Raw genomic sequence first — 12114 nt, forward strand, 5'->3', positions numbered from 1 at the left:
CGAGCGACTAACTCACATCCAAGCGGCTTTGAACGCGTTCACGCGCAGCCTTGCTGTCGTTAAAGCTCAACCCCATGGCAACGCGGGCTTCCTCGACGATTTTCACCTCGCCTTCGTCGGTGTTTCCATCTGCCAGAACAACTTCCCACAGCGCATCCAGAGCGGCCAGGCGTTCCTTCAGATCCGTGGTCTCACGGATCAGCTTGCCGAAGGTATCGGTATCCGGCGCTGCCGCGTGAAGCTTTTCGCATGTGGCGCGCACCTTGGCTGCTTCGATCGCGTTGTGCTGGTAAAGACGGGCCAGGATTTTGTCGATCAGGCGGATCTCTTCCAGCTTGTAGTCCCGATCAGCCTGCGCCACGCGCACCATGAGCGCACCCAGAGCAAGTTCGGCATCCGGGTCCGGAAGATGTTCATGCTGGGGCGGTCTGAGCGCCTGAAGGAACTTTTTCAACATGGCAAAAGATTATTCCATATTTTGTGGTGCGCCAAGCGTAGTCTACCCGTCATAGCCTTGAATGATCACAAGATCGCCCATCGATACCGGGGCGCGCAGTGCTTTGGCTTTCTGGTATGCTTCGCTTTCGTAACAGGCAAGCGCATCCTCATAGCTGGGAAATTCGATCACAACGGTCCGGGCGCGCGCTGCGCCTTCCTTAACTTCGCGCTTTCCTCCGCGCGTCAGAAAGCGCGCACCATAAGCTGCAAAGGGCTCCGCATTTGCAGCAATGTAGGTCTTGTACGTGTCCATGTCGTCCACATCGACATGTGCAACCCAATAGCCTTTCATCAGGCTTGCCTCCTGTTCGGTTTCAAAAGCAGGGTGATGAGAAGTGACGGCAATTGCAATCCCACAACTTCAGGGTGATCAGTTGCGGTAGTGAATAGCGGCGTGCGCCTGATCTGTTAACCACTTGATCATCTGACGATAAGGAACCGGACCATAGCTGACGCGCGCAACCCCCAGTTCAGCCAGACGTGTTGTGCCGGGGGTGCCGGGCAGGGCGATGATGTTGACCGGCAGATTCGTACGCTCGCACAGACGGCTGATCATCGCCTCGTCTTTCAGCCCCGGAGCAAAAAAACCGCTGGCGCCCGCAGCCTCATAGGCCGAAGCACGGGCAATGGCGTCGTTCAGCATGGCCTCATCATGTGTTTCTGCCGGGGCTTTCAGGAAAATGTCGGTTCTTGCGTTGACATAGGCAGGTATGCCCGCGTCTTCGCAGGCCGCGCGCATGGCTTCGACGCGTTTGGCCTGAACCGCTGTATCGTACAGCCCGTCACCGCCGATGATCTGATCTTCGAAGTTGAAACCAACCACGCCGCAATCCAGCGCACGCTTGACGTTTTGTGCAATGCCCAGTGGATCTTCGGCATATGCCCCTTCGAAATCCAGTGTCACCGGAAGATCAACCGCTGCAACGATGCGGCGCGCATTGTCCAATGCGGCCTCAAGCGGGATGTTCTGACCGTCGCCAAAACCCTGTGCCATGGCGACAGGTGCGCTGCCTGTGGCAATGGCTTGCGCGCCTGCATCCCGCACCGCGCCGGCACTGCCAGCATCCCAGATGTTGAACAGAATGACGGGGTCGCCCTTTTTGTGAAGGCTGGTAAAGGTCTTCGCGCGTTGGGATTGATCGCTCATCGGGGCTCTCCTGTCGTGGTGTGATCAACAGTTAACCCCATGAGGGCAGACCGAGTAGAGATATTTTGCTCGGCAGCGTCACATTGAAGTGACGGAAGCCGCATGGCCCGGTCCATGGCAAGATGGTCCGGGCCATGCTGGTGCATGGGCAAGCGGCGGTGCGTGCCTCAGGCTTCTTCTGCCGCGCCGGATACGAATTTTGCGCTGAAGTTGGCCTCACCCAAACGCTTCAACAGGTTCAGCTGAGTGTCCAGCCAGTCCTTGTGGCCTTCTTCTTCCAGCAAGATGCGTTCGAACAGGGTCCTTGACCCAACGTCGCCGACCTCGGCGGCCTGCAACGCGGCCTTGGTATAGAAGTCGACCGCCTCGGTTTCATCCTTCAGGTCCGCGGCAAACATGTCTTCCAGAGACCCCGCGGCAACTGGACTTTTCTGAAACGCAAGCTCGGGCACGCCGCCAAGAAACAGGATACGCTCGATGAACGCGTCGGAGTGACCCAATTCTTCCTGCATTTCAGCGCGCATTTTTTCGGCAAGGATGTCCAGCCCCCAATCCTCCAGCACATGGGCATGCAGCTGATACTGGTGCGCCGCCGTCAGCTCCATATGAAGCGCTTGCTGGAGGTTGGTAATCGTTGTTGCGTTGCTCATCGGAAATCTCCTGAAACTCTGAACGGCATTGAGCCTGCGAAGCAGAAATTCTGCTTGCACATACAGTTAAGAGATCAGCCCGCACAAAACAACGCGGGGTGACAGTCCGACACAGCCCAGGGTCAGACCAGGCGCGAGGTGTCTTTCGCAGCGCGCACGAAATCGCGGAACAGGGGATGCGGATCGAACGGTTTGGACTTCAGTTCCGGGTGGTACTGCACGCCGATGAACCATGGGTGATCCGACCATTCCACGATCTCGGGCAGGCGTCCGTCCGGCGACATGCCCGAGAAATTGAGCCCGGCCTTTTCAAGCTGCTCGCGGTACTTGATGTCCACTTCATAGCGGTGACGGTGGCGCTCTTCGATCTGTGTGCCGCCATAAACTTCAGCGACTTTCGATCCCTCTGCCAGCACCGCATTGTAAGCACCCAGACGCATGGTGCCGCCCTTGTCGTCGCCGACCTTGCGTTCGACCTTGTGATTGCCCTGCACCCATTCCTTCAGATGGTACACGACAGGTTCAAAACGTTTCTTCCCGGCTTCGTGGTCGAATTCTTCCGAACCAGCTTCCTTGATGCCAGCCGCATTTCGGGCGGCCTCGATCACGGCCATCTGCATCCCAAGGCAGATGCCCAGATAGGGGACTTTGTGCTCGCGCGCATATTGCGCGGCCTTGATTTTGCCCTCTGTGCCACGTTCGCCAAAGCCTCCGGGGACGAGGATCGCGTGGAAACCTTCAAGATAGGGTGCGACGTCTTCGTTGTCGAACACCTCGGCGTCAACCCATTCGACCTTGACCTTGACCCGGTTGGCCATGCCGCCATGGGTCAGCGCCTCGGCAATCGATTTATAGGCGTCTTCAAGCTGTGTATACTTGCCTACGATGGCGACCTTCACTTCGCCCTCGGCATTGTGGATGCGGTCGCTGACGTCTTCCCATTTTGCCAGATCGGGTTTGGGTGCAGGGCTGATCTGGAACGCGTCCAGAACGGCCTGATCCAGACCTTCGCGGTGATAGGCCAGCGGCGCGTCATAGATGGTGCTCAGGTCCTGCGCTGCGATCACACTGTCGGGGCGCACGTTGCAGAACAGCGCCAGTTTCTCGCGCTCTTTGGTCGGGATCGGCCCTTCCGAGCGGCAGACCAGAATATCGGGCGCCAGACCGATCGAGCGCAGTTCCTTCACCGAGTGCTGAGTCGGTTTGGTTTTCAGCTCGCCCGAGGCCTTGATATAAGGCAGCAGCGTCAGGTGCATGAAAATGCACTGCCCGCGCGGCTTGTCCTGACTGAACTGGCGGATCGCCTCGAAAAACGGTAGACCCTCGATATCGCCCACGGTGCCACCAATTTCGCACAGCATGAAATCAACCTCATCCTCGCCGATGGCGATGAAATCCTTGATCTCGTTGGTGACGTGCGGGATCACCTGAATGGTCTTACCCAGATAATCCCCGCGGCGTTCCTTTTCGAGCACGTTGGAATAGATCCGCCCCGAACTGACCGAGTCGGTCTTGCGCGCGGCCACTCCGGTGAACCGTTCGTAATGGCCCAGGTCCAGATCGGTTTCGGCCCCATCATCGGTGACGAACACTTCGCCGTGCTCAAACGGCGACATCGTCCCCGGATCCACGTTCAGATAGGGGTCCAGCTTGCGCAGCCGTACCGAGTACCCCCGGGCCTGCAACAAGGCGCCCAACGCCGCCGAAGCCAGTCCTTTGCCCAAGGACGAAACCACACCACCAGTGATGAATATAAAACGCGCCATAGTTTTTCGGCTGCTCCCGTGAGACGTCATTATCAGCTGCCCGACGGTTTCGAAAAACCGCTGCATCACGGGACTTCACGTATAAAGGATTCGCGCCAAAAGCGCAAGAGAACCGCAAGATGCTGTTGCAGTCCTCTTCCATGTTTCTAGGTTTTGTAGGTCAGTCGGCCTGCGGGATCAGTGGCGCGTTGTCGCCCTGTGCAGGCGGCAGAAGGTCATCCGCCGACGGAATTGCCGGAGTACTTTCTTCGCTTGAAGCCGGAGCCGGCACGCCCAAACGGTCGATCACCGAGCTGCCCGAAGATTTCTGCGCCGCCAGAATGGTCAGCGTGATCGAGGTCACGATGAAGCAAGCGGCAAGGATCCAGGTCAGTTTGCCCAAAGCGGTCGCTGCTGCACGGCCTGTCATGGCTCCGCCACCACCGCCACCCATGCCAAGGCCACCGCCTTCGGACCGCTGCATCAGAACAACGGCAATCAAGCCTAGGGCCAAGAGAAGGTGGATGATGAGAACGACGTTTTCCATGGTGTTCCTGTACAGCGTGGCGTGTATCGCGTGGTATCTATGCAAGTTTACCAGCGGGGGCAAGTCACGAGTTCGCATCACCGCACGTGATATGTCATATCACGTCAAAGGGACTGGACAGAACGCCGATGCGTGACGCAGGCTGCGGCCCATGCCTCATGACGACCACGACCACCCGCACGCCCTTTTGCCGCCCGAACCCGCGCTGCGCGTCAAAGCGCTGGAAACGATTCTGACCCGCAAGGGCCTGATCGACCCGGCGGCTCTGGACGAAATCATCGACACCTATCAGAACAAGATTGGCCCGCAGAACGGTGCGCGGGTGGTTGCCAAAGCCTGGCGCGACCCAGCTTTCAAGGCCGCTCTGCTGGAAGACGCCACCTCGATGGTCGCGGATCTTGGTTATTATGGTCGCCAGGGTGAACACATGGTTGTTGTCGAGAACACGCCAACCCGGCACAACATGGTCGTCTGCACCTTGTGCAGCTGCTATCCTTGGCCGTTGTTGGGTATCCCGCCGGGCTGGTACAAATCTGATGCCTACCGTGCCCGAGCGGTGCGTGAACCCCGCAAGGTACTGGCCGAATTCGGCCTCACCCTGCCTGAAGACACTTCGGTGCGGGTCTGGGATTCGACGGCCGAGGTTCGCTATCTCGTTCTGCCGATGCGTCCTGATGGAACTGATGGGATGAGTGAGGAGGCGCTTGCCGCACTTGTGACACGTGACAGCATGATCGGCACGGGCCTGCCGAAGGCCCCTTCATGACCCGCGTTCACGATATGGGCGGCCGCTTTGGAGATGGTCCGATAAATCCCGAGGCCGAGGATGGGCCGGTTTTTGCCGAAGACTGGCACGCACGGGCGCTGGCGGTGACACTTGCATCCGGCTTTCTGGGGCAGTGGAATATCGACGTATCCCGCCACGCAAGGGAACGGTTGTCGCCAAAGGACTATGCCCGGTTTTCATATTACGAGAAATGGATTTCGGGCCTGGCTGACCTGTTGGTTGAACGCGGCGTTCTTTCTCTGGATGACCTGCGCAGCGGCGGAGAGGATGGGCCGCATCCGTTGGCGGAACGGATGCTCAAGGCGGACGCCGTGTCAGCCGCCCTGGCCAAAGGTGGACCAGCGGACAGACCTTCGAACGTGGCGGTACAGTTTTCCGTCGGTCAACAAGTGGTCACGACCCGTCCGGCGGGAAATCGCATTGTGGATGGCGGGCACACACGCCTGCCGAATTATGCGTCCGGTGCCAGGGGTCGAATACTGCGCCTGCACGGAACCCATGTCCTGCCCGATTCCAATGCTCATGGGCTGGGCGAAGCGCCCGAACCGATCTATGCCGTGGTCTTCCCCGCTTCGGAACTTTGGACCAGCCCGGAGCATCCGGATGACGAAGTGGTACTGGACCTATGGCAAAGTTATCTGGAACCGGCATGAGCGGCTGCAACGAGCATTCAGCCCCAGAACCGGTGTTTGCCGAACCCTGGCACGCTCAGGTCTTTGCCGTCACCGTTGCCCTGAACGAGGCGGGGCGGTTCGATTGGTCCGATTGGGCGGCACGGTTCTCGAGCACGTTGAAACGCCACGGGCTCGCGCGAGAGCTGGACGGCGGCGACGACTATTTCCATGCATGGCTGGAAACGCTCGAGGGGTTGCTGGCCGAGCAGGGCGTCGCGCCGCCACAGGAGGTAAAAGGGCTACGTCAGTCCTGGGAAGAGGCTTATCTGACGACACCTCATGGGCAACCGGTGCATCTGCGTTGATGCCGGGCAGGGGGCTCTGCCCCCGCCGCCCGTTCCGTGCGGCTCCCCCGGGATATTTTCAGCCAGATGAAGCAGGGGACCGCTTTTCATCTGGCCATAAATATCCCCGCCGGAGGCATCGCGCGTTCGCGCGATTTTCATCTGCGGCGAAATATCGGTTTCCCTGCCGTTTGCGCCCCGCTATATGAGCCGGGTTTGATAACTCAGCGCAAAAGGACCGGATATGGCCAACGTGGTTGTTGTCGGCGCCCAGTGGGGTGACGAAGGAAAAGGCAAGATCGTCGACTGGCTCAGCGAACGGGCGGACGTGATCGCGCGTTTTCAGGGCGGGCATAATGCCGGACATACGCTGGTGATTGATGGCGAAGTTTACAAGCTGCACGCTCTGCCGTCCGGTGTCGTGCGCGGCGGTAAGCTGAGCGTCATCGGCAACGGCGTGGTGTTGGACCCCTGGCATCTGGTCAAGGAAATCGCGACCATCCAGGCACAAGGTGTGGAAATCACCCCCGATACGCTGATGATTGCCGAGAACACCCCGTTGATCCTGCCGATCCACGGCGAGTTGGATCGTGCGCGCGAACAGGCGGCCAGCAAGGGAACCAAGATCGGCACTACAGGTCGTGGGATTGGACCCGCGTATGAAGACAAGGTCGGGCGCCGTTCCGTTCGCGTCGCGGATCTGGCGGATGAGGCCACGCTCGAGGCTCGGGTGGACCGTGCTTTGCAGCACCATGACCCGCTGCGCAAGGGTCTGGGAATCGAGCCGGTCGACCGCGACGCGCTGATCGCCCAATTGAAAGAGATCGCGCAAGAGATTCTGCCATTTGCTGCGCCTGTGTGGAAAGTGCTGAACGAAAAGCGCAAAGCGGGTAAACGCATCCTGTTCGAAGGGGCGCAAGGCGCTCTGCTTGACATCGATTTCGGCACCTATCCATTCGTGACCTCGTCCAACGTGATCGCAGGTCAGGCCGCGACCGGGGTGGGGATTGGACCGGGATCGATCGACTTTGTGCTGGGGATTGTCAAAGCCTACACCACCCGTGTCGGCGAAGGCCCATTCCCGACAGAACTTGAGGATGCGGATGGTCAGCGCCTTGGGGAACGCGGGCATGAGTTCGGAACGACGACAGGTCGAAAGCGCCGCTGTGGCTGGTTCGATGCGTGCCTGGTCCGTCAGACCTGCGCGACCAGTGGCGTGAACGGTATCTCGTTGACAAAACTGGACGTTCTGGATGGGTTTGAAACCCTGAAGATCTGCACAGGCTATGAACTGGACGGCGAGCGCCTCGACTATCTGCCGACTGCCGCAGAACAGCAGGCGCGCTGCACCCCGATCTACGAAGAAATGCCGGGCTGGAGCGAATCCACTGAAGGCGCGCGCAGCTGGGCCGATTTGCCCGCGAACGCAATCAAGTATGTGCGCCGGGTGGAAGAGCTGATCGAATGCCCTGTGGCCCTTTTGTCCACCAGCCCGGAGCGGGACGACACCATTCTGGTGACCGACCCGTTTGCAGATTGATGAACAAAGAGCAGAAAACAGGTCTGAGCTATAAGGCGCGCCGGCGTTGGTCGTTGGTTATTCTTGTGATCGGCCTGCCACTTTACATTGTGGCGGTGGTGACGGTTCTGAACTGGCTGGAGCGCCCCCCAATATGGGTGGAACTTCTGGTCTATATCGTTCTGGGCATTCTTTGGGCCCTGCCGTTCAAGTTCGTTTTTCGCGGCGTTGGCAAAGAGGACCCAGATCAATCCTGAGCCGGGCCATTGCTCGGACCAAGGCGGCTGGTCGGGCCCGGTACAATGGGCAACGCTGTGTCTTGTTTAACAACGTGCGTTTGTCTCTGGGCGCGCCATAGCAAAAGGGCCGGGGTTTACCCGGCCCTTTTTGTCAATTGGCGCGGCAGTCAGCCTACTGCGCGCTCATTATTAGGACGGAAGCCGATCAGGTCAGAGGCCGCAAAACGGCCGCCACCGGCTTTTTCGATTTTTCCATCGCGCAGCAGCTGTCCGAAGGAACGCAGGCTTTCTTCGCGATTGAACTCATCCTGCTTCAAAGAACGGACTTTGTTCATCAGTTGCGGGCGCGAGAATTGTTGCTGTCCTTCAATGAAAGACAGATAGGCTGCGGCCGCTTCAAGCAGGTCCTGAAGCGACTGTGCACCCTGATCCTGTGCGAATTGCGCAAAACCGCCTTCTTCCGACCCGGTTTCTTCCACCTGAGTGGTCACGCGACGCGGCATCACGGGGCCATTGGATTCGCTTTGATCGTCCACGCGCTGCTCAGCAACCAGCTTCAACGGAGCCGGAGTATCTGCCTCCGGGCGTATGCTGGTCACGTTCACTTCGGGGCGGCGCGGGCTGACCGCTGACGCAAGATCAACGCGATACTCATCAACAGGCGAGGTTTTCGGGGCCGGTTGGTCATCACGGTCGGCCTCGGTCGCGGCAACGGCGGTGCGAAGGTGCGAATAGGTTTCTCGCGCGTCGCTGCTGGAGGGATCCTCCATATGTTCACCGGTTTTGGCCATCAGTCGCGAGATATCCTGATCAGGATCGGCGTCATCCGTCAGTTTTTGGCCTGAACGGCCTGCCATGTCTTTTTCGATTTCGGAAATCTCGGACAGCAGCTGAATTTCGTCCTCTTCCGACAATACTCCTTGCGCCTGATCGTCTTGCGGCTCGTCATCTGCTTCATCTTCGGATTCGATCGCCACGTCTTCGACGTTGAGGATGTTTGGAACATCTTCTTCGTCGATTTCCTCGTCGGTATCCTCTTCCAGATCCGAGAACAGGGGCTCAGCAGGAAGCTGCGCGTCGTCCGTTGCGACCTCGATTTCTTCATCTCGCAGGTGGTCGGGGGTCAATTGCACCTGCTGTTCGGAATCGTTCTCGATACTCGGCGCGGCGGATTCGAAGGCCTGGTGTTCAGATACTGCCGGCGCGTCGTCTTGTACGTCTTCCGCGTCAAGCGCTTGCAGATCCTCGATTTCTGCGGCCTCGGGCTCAGCAGGTTCAGCAAAGTCATCCGCATTGAGAGCACCTGCTTCGAACGCGGCGGCCACGGCGTCCACCGGAGGGGCGGTGTTGGCCAGCAGCGAAGATTCCTCGTCTTCGGAATAAGCAGTAGGGGGGACGTCCGAATGGGAAACAACGGCCCGGATGCGTTGCAGTTTTGCGGCAATGCTGTCGGCCGGCGGAGATGTGGTGACGTCGACGGCCTCCGCGTCCGTGAACGCGGTCTGCCCCGGGTTTGGTTGGGTATATGTGGGAGGGGGAGTGGTCATGGCATCTGCATTTTGCGCGTGCGGGACCGGTGCGTCAGAAGCGACCGGTGCCGGGGCTTCGGTGTTTGGAGCGGCACGCAGCAGAAGCCCGGATTCGTTTTGGCTGGCTTCGACGCGTTGCGATGCGTCGCGGCGTGCGATACGGGTCAGCATTTCGGCGTCTGGTTGTGGAGGCTCTGAGCCGAAGTAACGATCATCTGCAGCAAGATCGCGGAAATATTCGGCAATGGCTTTCATCGTTTCAAAGGAATCGTCGAATCCTTCCAAAGTGCAGGAGAAGGTTCCATATGAAACGGTCAATACCTTGTTATTCTGTACCATCAGACGCACGTCCTTTACAAACTACGAGAGCCCACTTACCCGGAATCGGGAGCACACGAAGGCTCTGAACTTTATGCATGAACCTATCATTTTGTGGTCTTAATGTGTCCAAATCCGGGAAAAATGGCCAATCTTTGGAAAAATGAACCAATTGTACGCTCTGCCGATCCAATCGGGCTGTTTGGGGGTGGTTTTATTGGTTCCGAGGACCTGAATTTGGTGCTGAACCGCGTCACTTCTGTCGTTGCAGCTGATGGTGGAGCGGCAGTTCTGACAGAATCAGGCCGGATTCCGGATGCGGTCATCGGGGACTTCGATTCGCTGGACAAAGCAACGAAAGCCAATATCCCGTCTGACCGGCTTTTTGCCATTCGTGAACAGGACAGCACCGATTTCGACAAGGCCTTGCGTAATGTGCAGGCTCCACTGGTTTTGGGGGCCGGTTTTCTGGGCGGACGGCTTGATCATCAGCTTGCCGTTCTGAACGTGCTGGTCAAACGTCAGGAACAGGCCTGCATTCTGCTGGGTGCGCATGAGGTGGTGTTTCACGCGCCTCGCCAAATCCGGCTGCCGGTCTTGCCGGGGGATGTGGTGTCGCTGTTTCCAATGTGCCCTGTGACCGGGCGCAGCACCGGGCTGGAATGGCCCATCGACGGCCTGCGGTTGCAACCGGACGACCAGGTGGGCACCTCCAATCGCGCACTGTCGGATGTTGAATTGCAGATGGATGGGCCCGGCCTGTTGGTGATGGTTCCCCGCGCCGCACTCGATCCGCTTATGCAGGTGTTTCTGTCGGGGCAGAGCGAGCGGTGGCCCGTTCGCGAAGAATAACGTACAAACCGGCGGCGACCGTGATCATGATCCCAACCGCCGCCAGCCCGTCCGGCAGGTCGCTGAAGATGGCCCAGCCAATCAGGGTCGCCACAGGGATTTCCAGATATTGCATCGGGGCCAGCGTGGCCGAAGGTGCATAGCGCAGCGACCATGTCATCAGCAGATGTGCGACAGTTCCCAAAACTCCTATCGCGATCAGCAGCCAAAACATGTCGGGGGCGGGCAAGGCGGCTGACAGGTTCCAGATACCAAGCGATGTTCCGATCACAAGGACAGGAACCAGCCCCACAGTTGCCATGACACCAGACACCGCCTGCAAGGAAATCGGATCAGTTTCCTTGGCGATTTGCCGCGTGACCAGCATGAACAGGGCGAAGACCACGGCAACGATCAACGGCAGCAGGGCAGGTAAGCCCACCTCGGCAAAGCTGGGCTGTATGACCAGGAGTGTGCCGATGAAACCGACGATGCAGGCCACCAGGCGCCGCGCGCCGACCTCTTCGCCCAGAACGTATCTGCCCAGCAGCAACATGATGAACGGCATGACAAATGCAATGGCGATGGCATCAGCCAGGGGCAGGAACTGCAACGCACTGAACATCGCGGTTATGCCGATGATGTGCAACAGCGTGCGGATGACTGTCAGGCGCAGGATACGCCCGTGCATCCGCCAGGGCCGGCCTGTTATCATCACCAACGGGATAAGAATCAGCGCTTGCACCGCGAACCGGGCTGCAACCAGCAAACCCAACGGTGTCGTTTCGCCCAACAGCTTTGCCATCGCATCCCCCAAGGGTGCAAGCACGCAAAAACCGAGCATCAAAAAGATGCCAAAGACGGGACGATCCTGAGTCATGCGCGCGACGCTATCTGCTTCGCGGCGCAGTGGAAAGGTCGAATGTCAGGCCTCGGGCAGGGGTTGAACCTTTGTGTAATCCGGCCCGGTGCAGGTGGGCAGGTTGTCATCCAGATGCAGCCAGCTCAGCCTTTCTTCATGAGCCACGTGCAATGTGGGCTGCATTGCTTCGGGGTTCTCCAAAGTGGCGACGTAAAGATGCAGCACATCCGACATTTTGGCCGAGCGGAACGAGATTGGCGTGCCGCAATCCGGGCAAAAGCTGCGCTCGACTCCGGGCGAAGAGTTGAAGCGTTTCGGCTCTTCCCCGATCCAGCGCCACTGACCGTCACGAACCGCGAAATAGGTTGTCATCGGCGCGGCGCATTGGCGTCGGCAGCTGTCGCAATGACAGGTGACGCACGACAGGGCAGGAGGGTCGATTTCGTACTTGATGTTGCCGCACAGGCAATGTCCACGCATTTCG

General features: G+C 58.9%; 15 protein-coding genes. 6 read left to right on the forward strand and 9 right to left on the reverse strand.

Going from position 1 to position 12114, the window contains the following annotated elements; genetic code table 11:
- Positions 1 to 7: 7 nt before the first annotated feature.
- The 6 genes from ACR0E2_RS00915 to secG all read right to left on the reverse strand — a co-directional run bounded on the left by ACR0E2_RS00915 (position 8) and on the right by secG (position 4587).
- A complete protein-coding gene (locus tag ACR0E2_RS00915; RefSeq protein ID WP_152457570.1) occupies positions 8 to 457 on the reverse strand; it encodes a tellurite resistance TerB family protein in 450 nt (149 codons plus the stop codon).
- A 42-nt stretch (positions 458 to 499) separates the two neighbouring features.
- Positions 500 to 793, reverse strand: coding sequence for a DUF1330 domain-containing protein (locus tag ACR0E2_RS00920; protein WP_152457571.1), 294 nt, complete (start codon positions 791 to 793; stop codon positions 500 to 502).
- Between the two features lie 75 nt (positions 794 to 868).
- Positions 869 to 1645, reverse strand: a complete 777-nt coding sequence (locus ACR0E2_RS00925; protein ID WP_480444761.1) for an isocitrate lyase/PEP mutase family protein — start codon at positions 1643 to 1645, stop codon at positions 869 to 871.
- Positions 1646 to 1812: 167 nt separating this feature from the next.
- A complete protein-coding gene (locus ACR0E2_RS00930; protein ID WP_152457573.1) occupies positions 1813 to 2295 on the reverse strand; it encodes a bacterioferritin in 483 nt (160 codons plus the stop codon).
- 122 nt (positions 2296 to 2417) lie between these two features.
- Positions 2418 to 4061, reverse strand: a complete 1644-nt coding sequence (locus ACR0E2_RS00935; protein ID WP_152457574.1) for a CTP synthase — start codon at positions 4059 to 4061, stop codon at positions 2418 to 2420.
- A 160-nt stretch (positions 4062 to 4221) separates the two neighbouring features.
- Positions 4222 to 4587 (reverse strand): preprotein translocase subunit SecG, encoded by a 366-nt coding sequence (gene secG / locus ACR0E2_RS00940; protein ID WP_152457575.1) that lies wholly within the window; start codon positions 4585 to 4587, stop codon positions 4222 to 4224.
- 151 nt (positions 4588 to 4738) lie between these two features.
- Between secG and nthA the strand changes: the two genes are divergently transcribed.
- The 5 genes from nthA (at position 4739) to ACR0E2_RS00965 (ending at position 8108) form a co-directional block, all read left to right on the forward strand.
- On the forward strand, positions 4739 to 5353 hold the full coding sequence (gene nthA / locus ACR0E2_RS00945) for a nitrile hydratase subunit alpha (protein ID WP_480444763.1): 615 nt from the start codon (positions 4739 to 4741) through the stop codon (positions 5351 to 5353).
- Complete coding sequence (gene nthB / locus ACR0E2_RS00950; RefSeq protein WP_480444765.1) at positions 5350 to 6027, forward strand: nitrile hydratase subunit beta; 678 nt, start codon at positions 5350 to 5352, stop codon at positions 6025 to 6027. Before nthA ends, nthB begins: the two co-directional genes overlap by 4 nt.
- Entirely contained in the window at positions 6024 to 6353 is a 330-nt protein-coding gene (locus ACR0E2_RS00955) for a nitrile hydratase accessory protein (RefSeq protein ID WP_480444767.1), read from the forward strand. Before nthB ends, ACR0E2_RS00955 begins: the two co-directional genes overlap by 4 nt.
- Before the next feature lie 223 nt (positions 6354 to 6576).
- Positions 6577 to 7872, forward strand: a complete 1296-nt coding sequence (locus ACR0E2_RS00960) for an adenylosuccinate synthase (RefSeq protein WP_152457579.1) — start codon at positions 6577 to 6579, stop codon at positions 7870 to 7872.
- Positions 7872 to 8108, forward strand: a complete 237-nt coding sequence (locus ACR0E2_RS00965; protein ID WP_171228487.1) for a DUF2842 domain-containing protein — start codon at positions 7872 to 7874, stop codon at positions 8106 to 8108. The genes ACR0E2_RS00960 and ACR0E2_RS00965 overlap by 1 nt, the downstream gene beginning before the upstream one ends.
- Before the next feature lie 149 nt (positions 8109 to 8257).
- On the opposite strand, the gene ACR0E2_RS00970 is transcribed toward ACR0E2_RS00965, so the two are convergent.
- Positions 8258 to 9958 carry a hypothetical protein gene (locus ACR0E2_RS00970; RefSeq protein WP_480444769.1) on the reverse strand — a complete coding sequence of 567 codons (1701 nt, stop codon included), beginning with the start codon at positions 9956 to 9958 and terminating at the stop codon, positions 8258 to 8260.
- Positions 9959 to 10081: 123 nt separating this feature from the next.
- Between ACR0E2_RS00970 and ACR0E2_RS00975 the strand changes: the two genes are divergently transcribed.
- Positions 10082 to 10789 carry a thiamine diphosphokinase gene (locus ACR0E2_RS00975; RefSeq protein ID WP_171231883.1) on the forward strand — a complete coding sequence of 236 codons (708 nt, stop codon included), beginning with the start codon at positions 10082 to 10084 and terminating at the stop codon, positions 10787 to 10789.
- On the opposite strand, the gene ACR0E2_RS00980 is transcribed toward ACR0E2_RS00975, so the two are convergent.
- Together ACR0E2_RS00980 and ACR0E2_RS00985 are read right to left on the reverse strand one after the other, a co-directional pair.
- A complete protein-coding gene (locus ACR0E2_RS00980; RefSeq protein ID WP_171231882.1) occupies positions 10734 to 11648 on the reverse strand; it encodes a DMT family transporter in 915 nt (304 codons plus the stop codon). The two genes, ACR0E2_RS00975 and ACR0E2_RS00980, sit on opposite strands and share 56 nt — an antisense overlap.
- A gap of 45 nt (positions 11649 to 11693) precedes the next feature.
- Positions 11694 to 12110, reverse strand: a complete 417-nt coding sequence (locus ACR0E2_RS00985) for a GFA family protein (protein WP_480444771.1) — start codon at positions 12108 to 12110, stop codon at positions 11694 to 11696.
- Positions 12111 to 12114: the final 4 nt, after the last annotated feature.

It is taken from the genome of Ruegeria sp. A4 (genome assembly GCF_056543025.1).

What these genes read in the sequence shown, in the direction of transcription:
- ACR0E2_RS00915 (WP_152457570.1), bottom strand. Translation starts at nt 457, where the DNA reads ATGTTGAAAAAGTTCCTTCAGGCGCTCAGACCGCCCCAGCATGAACAT.
- ACR0E2_RS00925 (WP_480444761.1), bottom strand. Translation starts at nt 1,645, where the DNA reads ATGAGCGATCAATCCCAACGCGCGAAGACCTTTACCAGCCTTCACAAA.
- ACR0E2_RS00930 (WP_152457573.1), bottom strand. Translation starts at nt 2,295, where the DNA reads ATGAGCAACGCAACAACGATTACCAACCTCCAGCAAGCGCTTCATATG.
- ACR0E2_RS00935 (WP_152457574.1), bottom strand. Translation starts at nt 4,061, where the DNA reads ATGGCGCGTTTTATATTCATCACTGGTGGTGTGGTTTCGTCCTTGGGC.
- secG (WP_152457575.1), bottom strand. Translation starts at nt 4,587, where the DNA reads ATGGAAAACGTCGTTCTCATCATCCACCTTCTCTTGGCCCTAGGCTTG.
- nthA (WP_480444763.1), top strand. Translation starts at nt 4,739, where the DNA reads ATGCCTCATGACGACCACGACCACCCGCACGCCCTTTTGCCGCCCGAA.
- nthB (WP_480444765.1), top strand. Translation starts at nt 5,350, where the DNA reads ATGACCCGCGTTCACGATATGGGCGGCCGCTTTGGAGATGGTCCGATA.
- ACR0E2_RS00955 (WP_480444767.1), top strand. Translation starts at nt 6,024, where the DNA reads ATGAGCGGCTGCAACGAGCATTCAGCCCCAGAACCGGTGTTTGCCGAA.
- ACR0E2_RS00960 (WP_152457579.1), top strand. Translation starts at nt 6,577, where the DNA reads ATGGCCAACGTGGTTGTTGTCGGCGCCCAGTGGGGTGACGAAGGAAAA.
- ACR0E2_RS00965 (WP_171228487.1), top strand. Translation starts at nt 7,872, where the DNA reads ATGAACAAAGAGCAGAAAACAGGTCTGAGCTATAAGGCGCGCCGGCGT.
- ACR0E2_RS00970 (WP_480444769.1), bottom strand. Translation starts at nt 9,958, where the DNA reads ATGGTACAGAATAACAAGGTATTGACCGTTTCATATGGAACCTTCTCC.
- ACR0E2_RS00975 (WP_171231883.1), top strand. Translation starts at nt 10,082, where the DNA reads ATGGCCAATCTTTGGAAAAATGAACCAATTGTACGCTCTGCCGATCCA.
- ACR0E2_RS00980 (WP_171231882.1), bottom strand. Translation starts at nt 11,648, where the DNA reads ATGACTCAGGATCGTCCCGTCTTTGGCATCTTTTTGATGCTCGGTTTT.
- ACR0E2_RS00985 (WP_480444771.1), bottom strand. Translation starts at nt 12,110, where the DNA reads ATGCGTGGACATTGCCTGTGCGGCAACATCAAGTACGAAATCGACCCT.